At 66.9% G+C, this 16,448-nt stretch carries 16 protein-coding genes and 1 pseudogene; 7 read left to right on the forward strand and 10 right to left on the reverse strand.

The window, feature by feature from the left end:
• Positions 1-83 precede the first annotated feature (83 nt).
• Positions 84-446, forward strand: coding sequence for a DUF6197 family protein (locus tag IEY78_RS35255; RefSeq protein WP_444544917.1), 363 nt, complete (start codon positions 84-86; stop codon positions 444-446).
• On the opposite strand, the gene IEY78_RS13460 is transcribed toward IEY78_RS35255, so the two are convergent.
• From IEY78_RS13460 to IEY78_RS35150, 7 genes and pseudogenes are all read right to left on the reverse strand, one after another.
• On the reverse strand, positions 425-1,381 hold the full coding sequence (locus tag IEY78_RS13460) for a class I SAM-dependent methyltransferase (protein WP_373294147.1): 957 nt from the start codon (positions 1,379-1,381) through the stop codon (positions 425-427). The genes IEY78_RS35255 and IEY78_RS13460 overlap by 22 nt on opposite strands.
• A 257-nt stretch (positions 1,382-1,638) precedes the next feature.
• A complete protein-coding gene (locus IEY78_RS13465) occupies positions 1,639-1,917 on the reverse strand; it encodes an ATP-binding protein (protein ID WP_189097918.1) in 279 nt (92 codons plus the stop codon).
• 219 nt (positions 1,918-2,136) lie between these two features.
• Positions 2,137-2,430, reverse strand: coding sequence for a hypothetical protein (locus tag IEY78_RS13470; protein WP_229699924.1), 294 nt, complete (start codon positions 2,428-2,430; stop codon positions 2,137-2,139).
• A gap of 116 nt (positions 2,431-2,546) precedes the next feature.
• On the reverse strand, positions 2,547-4,106 hold the full coding sequence (locus IEY78_RS13475) for an ISL3 family transposase (RefSeq protein ID WP_189097920.1): 1,560 nt from the start codon (positions 4,104-4,106) through the stop codon (positions 2,547-2,549).
• 173 nt (positions 4,107-4,279) lie between these two features.
• Positions 4,280-4,425: pseudogene (locus IEY78_RS34990) on the reverse strand (ABC transporter permease); the annotation flags it as partial.
• Between the two features lie 341 nt (positions 4,426-4,766).
• Positions 4,767-5,969, reverse strand: a complete 1,203-nt coding sequence (locus IEY78_RS13480) for an MFS transporter (protein ID WP_189097921.1) — start codon at positions 5,967-5,969, stop codon at positions 4,767-4,769.
• A 158-nt stretch (positions 5,970-6,127) separates the two neighbouring features.
• Entirely contained in the window at positions 6,128-6,379 is a 252-nt protein-coding gene (locus IEY78_RS35150; protein WP_229699914.1) for a hypothetical protein, read from the reverse strand.
• A gap of 439 nt (positions 6,380-6,818) precedes the next feature.
• On the opposite strand from IEY78_RS35150, the gene IEY78_RS13490 reads away from it, so the two are divergent.
• From IEY78_RS13490 to IEY78_RS13500, 3 genes are all read left to right on the forward strand, one after another.
• The gene (locus IEY78_RS13490) at positions 6,819-7,091 is read left to right on the forward strand and encodes a hypothetical protein (RefSeq protein WP_189097922.1); all 273 of its coding nucleotides are present in this window, start codon (positions 6,819-6,821) and stop codon (positions 7,089-7,091) included.
• A gap of 359 nt (positions 7,092-7,450) precedes the next feature.
• Positions 7,451-8,008 carry a hemerythrin domain-containing protein gene (locus IEY78_RS13495; RefSeq protein ID WP_189097923.1) on the forward strand — a complete coding sequence of 186 codons (558 nt, stop codon included), beginning with the start codon at positions 7,451-7,453 and terminating at the stop codon, positions 8,006-8,008.
• A gap of 223 nt (positions 8,009-8,231) precedes the next feature.
• The gene (locus IEY78_RS13500; RefSeq protein ID WP_189097924.1) at positions 8,232-8,558 is read left to right on the forward strand and encodes a plasmid stabilization protein; all 327 of its coding nucleotides are present in this window, start codon (positions 8,232-8,234) and stop codon (positions 8,556-8,558) included.
• Positions 8,559-8,656: 98 nt separating this feature from the next.
• Here the strand turns inward: IEY78_RS13500 and IEY78_RS13505 are convergent, their stop codons facing one another.
• Complete coding sequence (locus tag IEY78_RS13505) at positions 8,657-9,541, reverse strand: SigB/SigF/SigG family RNA polymerase sigma factor (RefSeq protein WP_189097925.1); 885 nt, start codon at positions 9,539-9,541, stop codon at positions 8,657-8,659.
• 126 nt (positions 9,542-9,667) lie between these two features.
• Positions 9,668-10,036 (reverse strand): STAS domain-containing protein, encoded by a 369-nt coding sequence (locus tag IEY78_RS13510; RefSeq protein ID WP_189097926.1) that lies wholly within the window; start codon positions 10,034-10,036, stop codon positions 9,668-9,670.
• A 347-nt stretch (positions 10,037-10,383) separates the two neighbouring features.
• On the opposite strand from IEY78_RS13510, the gene IEY78_RS13515 reads away from it, so the two are divergent.
• Positions 10,384-10,665, forward strand: coding sequence for a hypothetical protein (locus IEY78_RS13515; RefSeq protein WP_189097927.1), 282 nt, complete (start codon positions 10,384-10,386; stop codon positions 10,663-10,665).
• A 230-nt stretch (positions 10,666-10,895) separates the two neighbouring features.
• Here IEY78_RS13515 and IEY78_RS13520 read toward each other — a convergent pair whose 3' ends face one another.
• On the reverse strand, positions 10,896-11,252 hold the full coding sequence (locus IEY78_RS13520) for an FhaA domain-containing protein (RefSeq protein ID WP_229699925.1): 357 nt from the start codon (positions 11,250-11,252) through the stop codon (positions 10,896-10,898).
• On the opposite strand from IEY78_RS13520, the gene IEY78_RS34390 reads away from it, so the two are divergent.
• Both IEY78_RS34390 and IEY78_RS13525 read left to right on the forward strand, forming a co-directional pair.
• Positions 11,181-11,402: a hypothetical protein gene (locus IEY78_RS34390; RefSeq protein ID WP_229699926.1), complete on the forward strand. Its 222-nt coding sequence runs from the start codon at positions 11,181-11,183 to the stop codon at positions 11,400-11,402. The two genes, IEY78_RS13520 and IEY78_RS34390, sit on opposite strands and share 72 nt — an antisense overlap.
• A gap of 2,314 nt (positions 11,403-13,716) precedes the next feature.
• On the forward strand, positions 13,717-16,377 hold the full coding sequence (locus IEY78_RS13525) for a SpoIIE family protein phosphatase (protein ID WP_189097928.1): 2,661 nt from the start codon (positions 13,717-13,719) through the stop codon (positions 16,375-16,377).
• Positions 16,378-16,448: the final 71 nt, after the last annotated feature.

Genomic DNA, 16,448 nt, shown 5'->3' on the forward strand with positions numbered 1-16,448 from the left:
GCGCATGAGACCAGCAGAAACAGAAGCAACACTACCCCTGACCTGACGTGTAGTCAGGTATTGACACGCGGGAGCTAACAACCATGACTGATCACCTCGACGCGGGCTCCGTTGAGTTGCTGGACGACGCCGTGGACTACATCAACGAACACGGCTGGCCCCAAGAGGAGTACCGCACCAAAGACGGCCGCGTGTGCGCCATGGGCGCCATCGGCCAGGGGCAGGCGGTCTACCTCGCCGCCCGGCTCAACGCCCAACGCCCACGCCGGCTTCACACTCGCCGATACCGTCAGCGGCGTACCCGCCGAAGGCTGCGCCGACGCCAACGCAGTCCGGCCGCTCTGGAAACCCGAACCCGACAGCAACGGTGGGCCGACGGAAGGCAGCTCGTCCCGCACACGTCTTCGGTCGCTGACGAAGATCGTCATTCCCGTGGAGTCGGATGATGTCCACGGGCTGGATGCAGCTCGAGGAAGTATCGGTCTGAGGCCTGCCAGTCGTTGCCCGGCTGCCACCCTGTGACCGTTGCCTTGCGACGAAGTGCGGGAAGGCCGATGCCGGCCCAGGGAAAGGGCCTTCCCAGACGACCACAGCCGTCGTCGAACTGCACCTGCAGCTGTTCGTCTACGTCAATGGCGGCTGCTTCCACGAGCAGCAGGCTTCCCAACGGTGCTACGAGGGTCCTGATCCGTGCGAGCAGGAGCTGGGGGTCGCCGCCGATGCCAATGTTGCCGTCCATGAGCAAAAGGGTGTTCCAGAGCCCTTCGTCCGGGAGCCGCTCGAAGACGGACCGGCACAGCGCCCTGCCTCCGCTACACATGGTTCTCGCGACCGCGGCGGGGCTGGTGTCGATGCCGAGTGCAAGGTGACCGCGGGAGTTGAGGGCGGTGACCAGGCGTCCGGGCCCGCATCCGACATCGAGGACCGCCCCATTGCACCGTCGCAGGACCGTCATGTCGGCGGAGTCAGGTTCAGCGCACCATCGGTCCACCTCTGACAGCAGCACCCCACCGTCCGCCCGGCGCATGTACAGGGAGCCGCGGCCATTGGTCAGGGCGGTGGCGTACGGGTCCTGGTGCCGGCGGCCGGGGCCCGGGCGCTGCTCTGGCGCCTGTTCCTGAGTGTTCACCCGGAGTGCGCTTTCGCGATGCGGCGCAGCGGCCGCGACGGCTTGTGCTTGTGCGTCGGGTGCGGTGTCGATGTTTCTTCCCCCGCCCGGTAGGGATTCCTTGGCCAGGACGATCATCGTGGTGGGGCGCATTGCACCGGTCATCGGATCTCCGCTGTCACGATCAGGGCTGGCACGTCGACGCTCTCTCCGTCGTGCATCAAGGAGATTCGCTCCGAAGGTCAGGCGGGTGACCCATTTGGTGTTGTGCACGCCGGGGTTGAGTCCTTCCTCGCACCCGCACGACCGGCCTCGCGAACCACGATATGTGACACTTCGCGCAGTTCACGTGAACCAGTGGGGGGAATAGGGAGGGCGCGCCGGGTCTCCAGGGCACCACGGGCTCGTCCGGCTTCGATGTTCGTGGTAGCTGCGGCAGGTCAGTGCCAGGGGAGATGGGCGTGGACGCGTTTGCCGCCGGTGGAGTCGACAGCGGCGTCGATCTGGTCGCAGACGCCGGTGATCAGGTGTCAGCCCCAGCCTCCGGTACCGTTTTCGGTGTCGGGGGTTCGGGCGTGGGGAAGTTGGGCGCTGGGGTCGGTGACGGTGACGTCTAGACCGCCGGTGTGGGCGACAAGGGTCAGTGTGCCGGAGCCGTGGGCGTGTCGGATGGCGTTGGTGACCAGTTCGGACACCACAAGCACGGCGGCTTCCTGCTCGTCCGGGTGCCCGGGGTGGGTCTGTTCCAGGAACCTGCGGGTCAGGGCGCGCGCGAGGGCGACGTCCTCGGGGCGCTCGGCGAACCTCATGTCCTGTGAGCAGCTGTTCCCGCGGACTGCGGAAGGTGCGGGCAGCCCGGGCTCCTGAGCTGGTCCACCGTTCACGGCTCGGGCGCGGCGGGTGAGTGCGAATGTCGGAGTCATGGCCTTGAGCCTTTGAACGGTGGCTGTGCGTGGTTCGGGGCGCTCGTGACGCCTGGGTGCGGCTCCCGTGGCCGGGAGCCGCACCGTTGCTCTCTGTCGGGCCGTTCAGCGGTAGCAGGACCAGTAGCCCTTGTGCCACTGGTTCTCCCAGTAGCCGTGGTGCCACTGGTGGCTCCAGTAGCTGTGGTGCCAGTGCTGATGGTTGTCCCACCAGCCGGCATGCCACCGGTTCTCCCAGTACCCCTTGTGCCAGTGCTTGCTCCAGTGACCAGGGTGCCAGTAGCAGCCGTGGTGATGCTGACTGCTCGCGGTGGGCGCGGCGGCGGGGGCGGATGCCGTGGCAACACCCGCGGTGCCGATGGCGGCACCGCCGGCCAGCAGAGCGCCGGCCGCGGCCACTGCTGTCAATGGCCTTCTGTGGCGCCCCGCTGGCTGCCTTGAGACATCCCCGCAGGTGGTCGGCATGATCGGTTCTGATCCACTTCTTGTGGGGCGGTTGCGGAGGGTGACGGTCTTCAGTCGGCGAGGAGGATCTGCAGGCGGAGGAGATCGAATCCGGCGCGGCCGTATCCATCCCTCTTGATTCGCTTCGCCCGATTTACATTGCCCTCGACCTTGCCCGAGCTCCATTCCAGGGTGAGGCCGGCGGTGACGGCGTCGAAGTCCTGACGGAGGCCGCGGGCCAGGCTCCGCAGCGGCTTCATCCCGGTGCCCTCGGCGCTGGTGAGCCAGCTCTCGAGGTCGCTGCCTCGGCGCTCGGTCATCATCGCGGCGAAGGAACGAACGTACGCGGCGACGGCGTCCAGTTCGGGACTGCGCGACAGGAGCTTCTTGAGCTTGAGCTCGCTGCTCTCGTCCAGGTTGTCCGGGTGCGACGTGATCAGCCAGGTGGCCGTGCGGACCGTCAGCGCCTTGGGCTTGTCGGGGGCGGGTTTGCCGCTGGCCCGGATCTCCTGGAGGTGCCGGCGCACGGTCCTTTTGCTGCCGGTGAAGCCGAGCTCGGCGATCTCGGCGTGGAGCCGTGCCGAATCCGTGCAGCCTTCGTTCCAACGTCGGTGGAGGTAGGGCGAGTAGGCGTGGACCTGGCCGTAGCGGCGCGATCCGGTGCCCAGCGACGCCTCCTCTGGCGTGGCCGCGTGCGCGTAGCGGCGTACCGTCTTGCGGTCCAGCCCGAGAGCCTCGGAGATCGCCTGGATCGGGGCGCCCTTGTCGTAGAGGGCGTGCACGGCGGCGTGACGCTCGCGGCGCCGGATCACGCGCATCCCCTCCGGCCGCCCCGACACCTCCTGCTCGGCGGTGGCGTCAGCAGGCGCGTCCTCGGTAGGCTCGGCGAGGCAACTGCGGTGTATGGCAACGCACTTCCCGACGGCTTCGCACAGGTTCTTCCACAGATGGAAGCGGTCTGCGACCTGGATCGCGTCGGGGCAGGCGGTGCGTACGGCCTCGGCGTAAGCACTGGCCCGGTCCCGGCAGACGATTTCCGCTCCGGGGTGTGCGCGCAGCCACGCGGTGAGGGTGTCCGCGGTGCGGTCGGGCAGGACGTCGACGCGTTCTCCGGTCTCCATGTCCAAGATGATCGTTCCGTAGACGTGCCCCTTCTTCAGGGCGAAATCATCGATGCCCAGCATGCGGGGTGCGGCGCCGACATGCTTGTCCGGGAGCCTGCGTACGAGCCTGATCAGGGAGTTCGCACTCGTCGGGACGGACAGATGTGCGGCCAGCCGGGCGCCCGGACGTCCGGCGAGCGCCAGCGCGATCTTCTCCAGCGAGCGCCGCAGGAGCGGTGTGCGCCGCGCGAACCGCTCGGTGAGCCCATCAACTTGCTCGACGAACGTGCGGCGACCGCACCCTGCTGACGGGCAGAGGAAACGTCGCACCAGGAGCTCGATCACGACCTGCTGCCCGGCCGCCGCAAGGTCGGCCAGGCGCCGCCGGTAACCGCCATGGGCACGGCCGGACACTGCGCCACAGTCCGGGCACGCAGCCTCGCGGGTCACCGTCCGTGCCGTGAGGGCTATCCCAGCGCCCTCTGCTCTGACCCCGTCCACCACCACGGAGGACAGATGGGAGAACACCGTCGAGAACGTCGAGAACGCGCTGCAGTCACACGAACGGCAATCCTTCCAGCCCTCTGTGACGCCGTGTCACCGCCCCACAAGAAGTGGATCAGAACCGCTTACGAAGACCGCCGTCAGTGGTCGGGGGGAGGAGTAGGCGAGGACGGCGTCGGCAGGTGAAGCGCCCGTGTCACGAGCAGACCACATAGCGATGTCCCGGTGAGGGTGGCGCGCTCATGAGCAGGTCGGAGAGGGGCCAGGCCAGGGTGACCAACGTTCTCGGCATGGGAAGTGAGCGGAACCTGTCGACGACGCCCTTGTCCATGTCGTGGGCTAGGCAGTTTCGTTTGGATCAGTCGGTCGTTGGCCCGGGTGTGCCGTTAACCGATGTGCAGTGGGGGCATTGAGCCGTTGCTTCCGGACCGGACGCGGAAGCGGGGTGGACGCAGGGGGCCGGGTCACGGCGACGTGACCCGGCTACCCGACCAGTGGCGAGGCATCGCCACCCCCTACGAGAAGACCGCGACCATCTACCTGGCCGGTCTCCACATCGCAGGCACCTTCCTCTTGTCCGCCCGATGATCCAGACGGAACTGCCCTTCGGCCTCATGACTCGCGGCGACGGTCCTGGTCGGCGGCGGCTGTCGTACCCGCCGCCGGGGGCAATGGCGGACGCGGTCAGGCTCTCGGTGCTTTCGGGATGGGTGCGCTCTCGATGTGCACGCCGGGGGCCTCAGCGTGGCGGGTGATCAGCCCGGTCGCTGCCCTCGACGCCAGCACCGCCAGCAGCAGGAAGATCAACCCGAACAGGCCGAGTTGATGGGCGCCGACCAGGTCGATGCCAGCGGCGCCAGTGAGACCGGAAGCCGCGATGGCCAGGTACAAGGCGGAGGCGTTGAGCCCGAGGCTCACGGTGGCGTGCTCCGGTGAGATGCCGATCAGCCGATGCTGCAGCGGCACCACCACGGCCCAGCCGCACACGCCCCACACGAACAGGGCCACCGCCGCACTGGCCAGGCGACTGCTACTGAGGGGCAGCAGTGCGAAGTCGACCGCGACTATACCGACGGCGGTCGCGATGAGTCGGCCGGCGGGTAGGCGGTCGACGAGGCGGCCCACGCCCAGACTGCCGACCGACGCCCCGACGCCCCAGATGAACAGCAGCACGGCGAGGGTGAGTCCGTTCCCTCCGGTCACCCGGTCGAAGGACTCCGCCACATACGAGTAGTTGGTGTAGAAGCCGGTGAACGCCAGCAACGTGGTCAGCAGGGTGAAGCCCACCCGGGCGTCCTTCATCGGCGCCAGCCGGGCCCGGAGGCTGACTGCGGGCGTGGCCGGGATGGCGGGCATCAGCACCGCGATGCCGAGCGCCCCGAGCACGGCGAGAGCGGTGACGAACCACAAGGTCGCCTGCCAGCCAGCCTGGTTGCCGATGACCGCGCCGAGGGGCGAGCCAAGCGCGGTGGCGGCACTGAGCCCCGCCAATACGAACGCCAGCGCTCGACCGCGCTGGTGGGGAGAGACGAGCGCGGAGGCGGTTGAGCTGGCAGTCGGGGTGAACAGGCCGGCCCCCAGGCCGGCGAGGGCCCGACTGGCCAGCACCGGCCCGAAGGCGTGCAGGGTGGCCGTCAGTACATTGCCGAGCGCAAGAATGCAGAGGCCGGCGATCAGCAGGCGCTTGCGGGGCACGTGGGCGGTCGCCGCGGTGATCAACGGTGAGGACACCGCGTAGGTGAAGGCGAACACTGTGATGAGCAGACCAGTGGTCGAGATACTCACGTCCAGTGAACGGGATATGTCGGGCAGGATCGCCGCGACGACGAATCCGTCCGTACCCACGGCGAACGTGCCCAGGGTCAGGACGAACAGACGGCGGTACATCAGACCTCGCTCGATAGGGAATGGTTGGTTTCATAGGCATCTAGCCGTAGATCGACGCTATCGATCGTTTCGCGGGCTCACGGCGTGGCGGAATACACACCTCAATCCTGCTTCTTGTCGGAATCGTCCAGGACGATGGGCGGTTGCTTACGTCCTGATCAATGCCATAGCAGGAGCTGCTGGAGCAGAAGACCGCGCCGGGGATGGGCAGGACATGAAAGCTGGGTCTGTCGACGGGCAGCGGGACCAACGGCTTTGTTCACCTCAAAGGGCAGCGTCGGCCGGTGATCCGAACGAAACCGCCTAGGCCCCGGCGCGGTGGAGGCAGCATTGAAGGTGACCGTCTGGGCGAAGGTGTCACCCATCAGGAAGGTGCAGTAGCCGGCGCCGCCGAAGCTCTTGCCGAACACGTCGGCAACTGCTGCTGGAACTCAGGGACAAACGCTCTAGGTCGATCGCTGTCTCCTGCCCGGAGACTGCAGTATCGGCGAGTCTGCGGCCGTAGCGACTGTGGACCCGCGACGACACAGTGCCGCATCCCGAACACCGGGCAGTCGGCGGTGCACCTGGCGGCGATCCGTATGGACTTCTCGATCCGGGCAACGTTGTTGATCACCGCCTGCGCCAGGTGCGGGAAGAAAACTTTCAACAGACCAGAAGCATGATTCCCAGCGGGAAGGGCTACCCAAGATCATCCGCTTCACGGAAAGTGCCGAAGAGCCAGAACTGAGTCGCCGTTGACACCCCCGCGGGTGAACCTTCAGCGACCACCCCGACTCTCAACCGGACCGCCCGCCACAGACGACGGCAGACGCCTTGCCCCTCGGCGTCTCAGGGCAGTTCGCTCTCATGAGAGTCACGGACTCTGGAGAATACAACAACCACTCCTGTCAGCAGCAGACGCACCTGCGGCTGGGCACGGCAGCGGAGAACCGGGCGGAATGGCTGGCTCGCCGCCGGGACCCGAGCAGTCCGCTCGCTGATGTCCGCCGCCCGGCCGGACGGTCCCGCGCCATCGGCGCCGCAATTCAGGTCGGCCAGAAGAGCGGGGAGTCCGGAGCGGAGATCGAAGCACGCGTCCGTGCGGCCATCGGAGCGGGACGCCCCCTGAGCCTGTGGTGACCGCACCCGCCTCCAGAGCCGGGACGGCACTCAAGAGGGACGACAGGCGCGCACCCAGCGCACCCAGCGCACCCAGCGCACCCAGGACGATCTTCACCATCCGGGCGGCCTGTGTCTGGTCGCCACGCCCACCGGCAGGAATCGATGGGTATCGGGCGGCCGCCTCATGATGCTGCATGAGCCGATTGTGGCCAGCGACAGGCCGCGGGCCTGCTCGGACGTGACGGCCGTTGGGCACGGCCTGCTGGCGCTATCACAGGGGGCCGATTGGGTGTACGGCTGCTTTAGGTCAAACAGGTTCGGGAAACCGTGATGCGAGGGCTGGAGGAGCCGGTTGCTCAGAGAAGGGCGGAATTGCTGTGGGGCACGGCGGCGATGTGATCGCGGAGCTGACCACCGACCACCGGGAGGTCGAAGAGCTCTTCACACAGTTCGAGAACACTCCCCCCGGGAGCACGGACCGCAAGCGTCTGGTGGATGCCCTGACGATTGAGCTGGTGCGGCACTCCGTTGCCGAGGAGGAACATCTCTATCCCGCGGTGCGTGAGCATCTGGAGGGGGGTGACACGCTGGCGGACAAGGAGCTCGCCGACCACTTCCGCATCGAGAAGCTCCTCGACGATCTTCAAAAGCGCAAGGTCGATGATCTCGACTTCGACCGGCTGGTGGTAAAGCTGCGCACCGAGGTGGCAGCCCACATCAGTGAGGAGGAGAACGACCTCTTCGCTCAGCTCCGCAGGGGCGTGCACCCCTACGTGCTGGAAGAGCTGGGCGACAAGGTTCGCCAGGCGAAGAAGAGCGCGCCCACCCGCCCGCACCCTGGCGCTCCGAGCACCCCGCCGGTCAACAAGCTGCTCGCTCCGGGCCTGGGGCTGGTGGACCGGGTCCGCGACTACGTCTCCGGCCGCGGTAGATGACCGCCGGCGTGGCACGTCGAAGCCACCGCCTGGTCGCCAGGGTGACCCTCACCGATTGCGCACGCGTCCTGCCCGGTCTCCAGGCAGGTGACCTCTTCCATGCCCTCTCCACTGGCTGACGCCAGTCGGCGCCACCCGGGTGGCGCCGGCGGCCCGTCGGAAGTGGACTGGTGTGTAGCCGCGGCAAGGCCGCCGGGAACGACCGACGAAAGGGTGAGTAGCTGTGCCGGCAGGATCCAGTAAGAAGCGTGAACGGCAGTACGAGCACATCAAGGAACAGGCCGAGGAGCGCGGTACCTCGCACAGGCGGGCCAAGGAGATCGCCGCCCGCACGGTGAACAAGGAACGTGCTCGCTCCGGCGAAGCCAAAACTGCCAGCAAGACCTCCCTCCGCGACCCGAAATCCGCTTCCCAGCGCGGCGGCGAACGCTCCCACCAAGGGGCCGGCGGCCCGACCAGAGACCAGCTCTACGCAGAGGCCAGGAAGAAGAACATCGACGGCCGCTCCACCATGAACAAGGACCAACTGCGCCGAGCCGTCGGACGCTGAACTGTAAGGTTGTCTCTCGGCGTGCTGGAGAGGCGCGTTGCGCCGTTGCCGCCTCCCGGGGGAGCGGCAACGGCGCTCAAGGGTGAGGCTGTGTGCCGTCAGTCAGTGACCAGCATCTTCTCCCGCAGACGTGAGCAGACGCGGGTGAGAAGGCGGGAGACGTGCATCTGGGAGAGACCGAGCTGTTTGCCGATCTCGGCCTGGGACATCTCGGCGCCGAAGCGCAGTTCGAGGAGAGTGCGGTCGCGGTCGTCAAGCTCGGCCAGGTGCGGCTTGAGGGCCTGAAGGTCTTCGGTCAGTGCGAGGGCAGGATCTTCGGAGCCGATAAGGTCGGCGACGAACCCCGTCTGTCGACTGGAGCCGACGGCTTGGAGGGGCCGATCGATGGAGACGCTGTCGTAGCCGTTGGAGGCCATGAGCCCCTCCGCCACCTCCGCCTCCTCCACATCGAGGTGGGCAGCAAAGTCGGAGACGGAAGGCTCCTGGACCCCTTGGCTTTCGAGCTGTTCGCGGGCTCGGGCAAGGCGGATGCGCAGTTCCTGCAGACGCCGGGGCACACTGACCGACCAGGTCGTGTCACGGAAGAACCGCTTGATCTCCCCCTGGATATAGGGGACAGCCAGCGTCGTGAACGCTGCTCCACGTGAGACGTCGTAGCGGTCGATGGCCTTGATCAGACCGATCGTGCCGACCTGCAACATGTCCTCGGTCGTCTCCCCACGACTGGAGAAGCGCCGGACAACGTAGCGCACCAAGGACAGGTTCATCTCGATCAGAGTGTTGCGCACGTACTGGTACTCGTGCGTCCCACGCTCCAGCGCGCCAAGCCGCAGCAGCAGAACCTTCGTCAGCTCGCGCGCGTCGACGGGGGCCATCCGCCGGGGAGCGCAGACCTGCGGCAACACCGTCGTGGCCGGGACGGCACACACCTTCGGCGGGGCCGCCTGGCTGGCGCCTTCCGCCGTCGTGATGGGGTCGCTCATGGCCGGCTCCTTCCAGTCGCTGAGCCCCCGTCGCCACGCCCCTACCCGACACCCTCCCTCACCACACCCGCCAGCGGCCTTGGTCGCCAGCCCCACAGTGGCAGCAGCGCATCAACACGCTGCAGTTCAGAGCCCGTTGAGCCAGGGCTCGATCAGCGCATCGGCAAGGCTGGGAAACACACGAAAGACTTGCGTGGTACCGGTCAGGGTGAGTACGCGTTGGGGGTTGGGCGCGAGAGGCCCTGCGAGCCAGGGCGCAGGGCCTCTCGGTCGAAGGAGAGTTCCCAGCGTTGTCACGTCGAGGAAGTTGACGCGGGAAAGGTCGGCGATGACTTGTTTGCCGGAGCGCCGGGCTGTTCTCATCGCCAGGTGCAGCAGGTCCTGGTCGTCGTGGTCGAGGTCGCCTTGCAGTACGACGACGCATGCACCCTGGTAGTCCTCGATCGAGACGATGGGACTTCCCTTGACCCTTCGATGGTCTGGTTCAGGCAGCATGCCGTAGCCCTGCCCGACCAGGCCAGCTCAACACCCATACCAGGAGACGACCGGAATTTGGCTGAAAGGCACAGCTACAGCACCGCTCCCACCACAGCGGTCCCACGTCCGGGGCTCCCGGTAGTCATCGAGCCGGGAAGTGCCGGGTCGATGCTCGACGAAGAGACGTCCTGGGAGCGACGAACTTGAGCCTTGCGTTCAGTTGTGTGCAAAAGCGATGCCTTTTCGACCGGTGGGCTTGAAAACCGGTAAGTTTACCGGTCGTCACACGGTGGCAGCCCGGCGCGAGGTTCCTCAACCAGGTGAAAGGCCCGGGCAGGCGGCGACACTGGTGAGGAGTGGTGGGTGTGGACGGTCCGCTCCGCGGGGCGTTACTGGATGTGGTCAAGAGCCGCGAAGGCCGGCTCTACATAGCAGCGGAGGGTGTAGGCAGTCTGCTGCGCGGCATCGCCAAGGAGTATGCGGACCTTGCCGGGCTCTGCGGCTGCGGGCAGGTGGCGGCCAAAGACGATCAAGTGGAACTGGACTGCACCACCCTGTCTGCCCTGGCCACGGTGCTGACCGCCCAAGCCGACGGCCTCGACATCCAGCTGATCCACATGGCTGACCAGACTGCCCACGAATCGTGAGGCGCGCAGACTCGCCAGCTCAGATCGCACCGTCCACCGACACCACGCACCAAGAACATCGCTTCGCCCCTATGCGTCTTGCCTGTTCAGGGACGTTTCTCCGTATGAGCCACCGGATTGTGAGATCGGTCGATCGCGTAGCTGTTTCAGGCCGTGACCATCGGCGGCAGCGCGCACCACCCCAAGCACAAGCCAGCGGAGGAGCTCGCCGGACGGCTGCGGCGCTCGACCTACGCGGTTGTGGCCAGCTCCGTGAAGGGGGCCGTGGGGCTGTTGGGCGACGCCTCGCTCACTATGTGGTATCCGGCATCGACCGGAGTACCCGTGCTGGTGACACGGACAGTGAGCGGGCCTGCCCATTCGTAGGCGCACTCAGCTCCGTGGAGCGCGAGCACGTCGGTGAGCTCCTGGCTCAGCGCGACGGTGTGCACGTCCAGGCTCACGCTGACGCCAGGGGCGAGTCTCACCAGATAGACGTTGGGGACCAAGGTCCGCTCCCGGCCGCAGACCACGGCGTGCGCGTCACAGTGACGTCTCAGGGCATCGAAGAGCTCTACCTGGTCATGCCCGCGGACACGTCGCAGCATCTCGTGTTCCCACCGTTCGACGGCTTCCTCACATCGTTTGACCATTCCCATGGAACACGTGTGCCCGACGAGATTGTGGAAATGCCTGTCGCCGCCGCGGGTGACAAGTTTCGCTGCACGCTGGAGAATGCCCGTCCGGGAAATCCCTGATCAAGGGATCATGCGGTCGCGCCGGGGCTCCCGGGGAAGCGGAGATCACCTCGTGAGCTTGCCAGACGACATTGCATTCTACGGACGTGCCGTCGACACCGGCGAACTGCCGCAGACCGAAGCAGTGCGCCTCCTGGTCAGCGCCGGCCGGGGCCTACTGTCAGCGCGGATTGCCGAACACCCCTTAGCCCACTGGCCCTCTGCGCGAAAGGGTTACACGCGACTGCTGGCCGAGATACACAGCAGCTCCGCGAGGAGCATGGGCCCTCACCTGGCCAGACTCCTTGACCGGCCGCGCCTTCAGTCGCATCCACACCGTGTCACGCCGACCGGTACCCGGCCCGGCAGGCCGCGCTGGGCGCCTGGCGGCGGCTGGTCGTGCCGAACCGCCACTGCCAAGCAGCGATCCGTAGAGACAGCGGCCTCTTGCGCCTGCGACATGCGTCGGCGCGTGGACGTGGCTAGTGTGGAAATCGGGATGACCTCCGGAAATCTATGGCGAAGCGGAGCGGAGGTCGGTGGGGTTGGTGACCCCACCGCACCAGGGCCCTCCTCCGGCAACGGAGGAGGGCCTTCCTTGTGGCGAGCGGGCCCACGCGGCGCGAGAAGGCGAGAAGCGGAGTCTCATTCTCGGGTCGGCGGCTGAGGCGCTGTCACGGTCACCATGGGTCACTGTGTTCACTGAGGCGCTCCGCGCGGGTGCGGGTCACCGTGAGGGCTTCGGGATCTGGCACAGACCACTCGCGGCTGCCGGCTCCGCGCAGGAAGTAGGTGCCGCTGCGAATGTCAGTGACGACGGCTCTGCATCCGGCAGCGTATTCGACCTCGTCGCCGACCTCAGGCCTTCCCATGAAACCGCCCCCAGAAATCAAGCGATTGAACGCGCTGCGTGTGTAATGAGTCGCTGCTGCCACGGCCTCACCGACACGAGCCGACGCCCCGCGAGTTGACACCCTGCAAACGGGTGAATGCGGGGAAGGGTTTCCCTCGGTCGCAGTGTGCATGCGCAGCAGGATCCAGACGAAGCCTAACGAGGGACGAGGCCGTCCTCAGAGGCGCGTGCTGCTGTGGTGCTCTGTGCCGTTAGTGAAGAGCGGGCAGTGTCGGTCGTGCATCGCACCGTATGGAGTAGTGGTGTTACTATCCGGAGCGATTCTGCTGCGGTAAGTTACCGGTCCAGGTCGCCAGCTTGACGCCATCCCTCGAACTCGCGGCGCAAGCTGCGTGCCCTGGGGGCGCGAGAGCCGCCCCTGCTGTGCAGGTCCGCAGGGGCGGTCTCGCCCCGTAGGCGCATGCAGGTGGTGCCGGGCTCCGAGTTCGCGTTACTGAGCCGAGCTATGCCACGGCCCGTGGCTCATGGGCGGTGGGCGTGGAGGTGCAGCGTGGCAAGGCCCAGCGTGTGGCGGATTCGGCTGACTTCAGCCTCCCCGCTCGTGCTTCCCGCCGGTGCGGGGATGCGGCAGGTCAGGAGCAGCGCCTCGCAGACTTCGAACGCTGAGAGAAGTCGGCGTAGTTGGTGCGGGCCTGCATGGGGGAGAAACCTTCCTTCAGCAGGCCAGTGGGCTTCTCGGAGTCTTGCCAGATTCTGCCGGTGTCCCTCAGGGGTGGGGGTCTGACCGTCCTCCTGGTGCAGGTCGGGGTCGGCGAGCAGCTGGCGGCGAGCGAGTGGGCCTGTCGTCAGGAGGAGAAGGTGCGGCGTCGTGGCGGTGGAAAGCGCTCGTATCAGGGCGAGGTCGGCATCAGAAAGGGTCTTTTCAGGCAAAAGTGCCATCATGGCATTTCACGTCTCTCTGGTCTTGGGTACCGGCGGCACCTCAATGACAACGCCGTGAACAGGACGAGGTGTCGGTTCGGCGGAGGTCGGCGGAAGAGGGGCTGAAACTGTGCTGTCCGTTCAGTCCGGCCGGCGCTCCTTCCGCGGCCCCGGAGGGGCGAGCGTGAGGTTGTCGCCCGGTATCCGGCCAGCCCCGCTGGAGCCAGAGTCTGCGTGCTCGGACCGTGGCAACTGGGGCGCCCGTGGCTCTGCCGGGTAATGGGCCACGCCACGGGGTGAGGCCGAAGATGTTCGCCGCAGAGGCGAGCAGGGCCTGAGGCGGTGTCGCCGTAGCCAGTGCGCGGTACGTCTCCAACCGCGTCAGTCGTCGTCTGGCCCGCCCCCTGGAACGGGCCGCCGTGGGGGTGGGCTTTCGGTTGGGTGCGGGTCGCGGGCGCCCCCGCGTTGGACTGTGCGGGAGAGTCAGGGAGTGCTCACACTGACGTGCTTCCCCAGCCACTTTCGCCCACAGTCTCGCTTCTTGTCCTCTGAGAGGTGAGGATGAGTCGGCTTGCACGGCTGCGTGCGTGGCTGAAGAGTCTCGCCGGCCAGGTGTTCGTCCTGCAGGTGATCATGGTGTTGCTGCTGATCGGCGTGGCGGTCTTCGAGACCGTTGTCCAGTCCAAGCGTGACAGCACAGACGAAGCGCGTGCCCGGGCTCGGTCCGTCGCCGAGACGTTCGCCACCGCGACAGGCGTGGTGAAGGCGATGGATGATCCCGACCCCTCCGCCGAGCTGCAGCCCAGGGCCGAGAAGGCACGCAAGGTGGCTCGTGTCGACTTCATTGTCGTCACCACGCCCCAGGGGGTACGCCTCACCCACCCCCGGCCGAGCCTTATCGGCAAGAAGTTCATCGGCGCCATCGGCCCTGCCCAGCGCGGTCAGGTCGTGGTCGAGATTCTGGATGACAAGGACGGACGTTTCGTTCAGGCCGTCGCGCCGATCCGGCAGAGCAACGGTCGCGTGGTGGGGCTGGCCTCGGCAGGGCTGCGCATCGGTGAGGTGCCCAGCGTCGTGGTCCGCCAGCTGCCTTTGCTGGTGGGCAGTGGGGTCACCGCTCTGCTCGTTGGTGTGGGAGGCACAGCCCTTGTCACCCGGCGCCTACGCCGCCAGACCCGGGGGCTCGACCCCGCCGAGCTGGCCCGGATGTACGAGCACCACGATGCGGTCCTGCACGCCGTCAAGGAAGGAGTACTGATCCTTGATGGAGACGAACGGCTCGTGCTCGCCAACGACGAGGCACGCCGGCTACTGGACCTCCCCATCGACGCCGAAGGTAGACAAGTGCGGGACATCGGCCTCGAAACCCGACTGGCCCGCCTCCTCACGTCCGGCGACCTGGTGGTGGACAAGGTCCTGCCCGTAGGCGACCGGCTGCTGGCGGTGAACCAGCGGGCCACGGACCAAAATGGAGGGCCGGCGGGCAGCGTTGCCACTCTCAGGGACGCCACCGAACTGCGCGTCCTCGGCGAAGAGGCCGAAGCGGCACGCCGCCGCCTCAAGCTCCTCTATGAGGCCGGCGATCAAGTCGGAAGGTCACTCGACGTCACACAGACGGCCCAGGAGCTGGCAGACTTTGCCGTCGCCCGGTTCGCAGACTTCGTCACGATCGACCTGGCCAGCGACGTACTGAGCGGAGGCGAACCAACCTCCGGCTCAGGAATGTACCGGGCCGCGGTCAGCGGCATCACAGACGACCACCCCCTCTACCCCCTCGACACTCGCATCCATTACGCAGCCGCCACACCGCACTCCTCCGGTTTCACCAGCGGCAGCGCAGTGCTCGTACCTTCCCTCAACGATTCCGCCGGCTGGCGTCAGCAAAATCCTGAGCTCACCGCACATGTCCTCGACTACGGGATTCACTCCCTGATCACCGCTCCCCTGCTCGCACGCGGCGAAATCCTCGGAATGGCCAGCTACTTCAGGGCAGAAAAACCCGACCCTTTTGACAGCGACGACCTCGCGCTTGCCGAGGAACTCACCGCTCGGGCAGCCATCAGCCTGGACAACGCCCGCCGCTTCACCCGCGAGCACACCCTCGCCGTGACCCTCCAGCGCAGCCTGCTGCCGCACACCCTCCCCCAGCAGAACGCACTCGAGGTGGCCCACCGCTACCTCCCGGCACAGGCCGACGCCGGCGGCGACTGGTTCGACATCATCCCCCTCCCCGGTGCCCGCGTGGCCCTGGTGGTCGGCGATGTCGTCGGCCACGGCCTGCAGGCCGCCGCCACCATGGGGCGACTGCGTACCGCCGTCCACAACTTCTCCGCCCTCGACCTGACACCCGACGAGCTCCTCACGCACCTCGACGAACTCGTCACCCGAATCGAACCCGACAGCAACCTCGAGGCGACAGACGACGCACTGGCCGGCGCCACCTGCCTCTACGCCATCTACGACCCGGTCACACGCAACTGCTCCATCGCCCTGGCAGGCCACCCCGCCCCCTTCTTCATCAGACCCGACCGCAGCGTGGAGAGCCCGGACCTGCCCGTGGGACCCCCGCTGGGCCTCGGCCTCGGCGGCCTCCCGTTCGAGACCACCGAGGTGCACGTACCCGAGAGAAGCGACATCGTCCTGTTCACCGACGGACTTATCGAAAACCGCACCCAGGGCATCGAAAAGGGGCTCGCCGCCCTGCACCACGTCCTGACGCAGACCCACGGCGGGCCCGAGCAGATCTGCGACGCGATCCTGACCGCCGTGGTGCCCGAAAACCCACGCGACGACGTCGCACTCATGGTGGCCCGCACACGCGCCCTGAACACGCAGAACGTGGCCGAATGGGAACTCGCACCCGACCCTGAAGCCGTGGCCGACCTGCGCGCGGCAACAAGCCGCAAACTGGAGGAATGGCACCTCGGCGACGAGACCTTCACCACCGAGCTGATCATCAGCGAGCTGGTGACCAACGCCATCCGCTACTCCGCCGGAACCATCCACGTCCGACTCATCCGCGACATCACCCTCATCTGCGAGGTCTACGACAACAGCAGCACCTCCCCACATCTGCGCAGAGCCGCCACCACCGACGAAGGAGGACGAGGCCTCTACCTCATCTCCCAACTCGCCGAACACTGGGGCGTCCGCTACACCGCCAGAGGAAAGATCATCTGGACCGAACAGAAACTCTCGGCCGACACCCCTGCGGTGGACTGAACCGGCAGTGCTCGCCGGTCAGGTCAGTCGGTGACGTGCACGGTCACGTACAGGTCGCCGCCCCCGCGCTT

Source organism: Streptomyces kronopolitis (assembly GCF_014646275.1).
GTDB lineage: Bacteria > Actinomycetota > Actinomycetes > Streptomycetales > Streptomycetaceae > Streptomyces > Streptomyces kronopolitis.

Coding starts and splice junctions, on each gene's coding strand:
- IEY78_RS35255 (WP_444544917.1), top strand. CDS start 84: ATGACTGATCACCTCGACGCGGGCTCCGTTGAGTTGCTGGACGACGCC.
- IEY78_RS13465 (WP_189097918.1), bottom strand. CDS start 1,917: ATGAGGTTCGCCGAGCGCCCCGAGGACGTCGCCCTCGCGCGCGCCCTG.
- IEY78_RS13480 (WP_189097921.1), bottom strand. CDS start 5,969: ATGTACCGCCGTCTGTTCGTCCTGACCCTGGGCACGTTCGCCGTGGGT.
- IEY78_RS13490 (WP_189097922.1), top strand. CDS start 6,819: ATGAGAGTCACGGACTCTGGAGAATACAACAACCACTCCTGTCAGCAG.
- IEY78_RS13505 (WP_189097925.1), bottom strand. CDS start 9,541: ATGAGCGACCCCATCACGACGGCGGAAGGCGCCAGCCAGGCGGCCCCG.
- IEY78_RS13510 (WP_189097926.1), bottom strand. CDS start 10,036: ATGCTGCCTGAACCAGACCATCGAAGGGTCAAGGGAAGTCCCATCGTC.
- IEY78_RS13520 (WP_229699925.1), bottom strand. CDS start 11,252: ATGCTGCGACGTGTCCGCGGGCATGACCAGGTAGAGCTCTTCGATGCC.
- IEY78_RS13525 (WP_189097928.1), top strand. CDS start 13,717: ATGAGTCGGCTTGCACGGCTGCGTGCGTGGCTGAAGAGTCTCGCCGGC.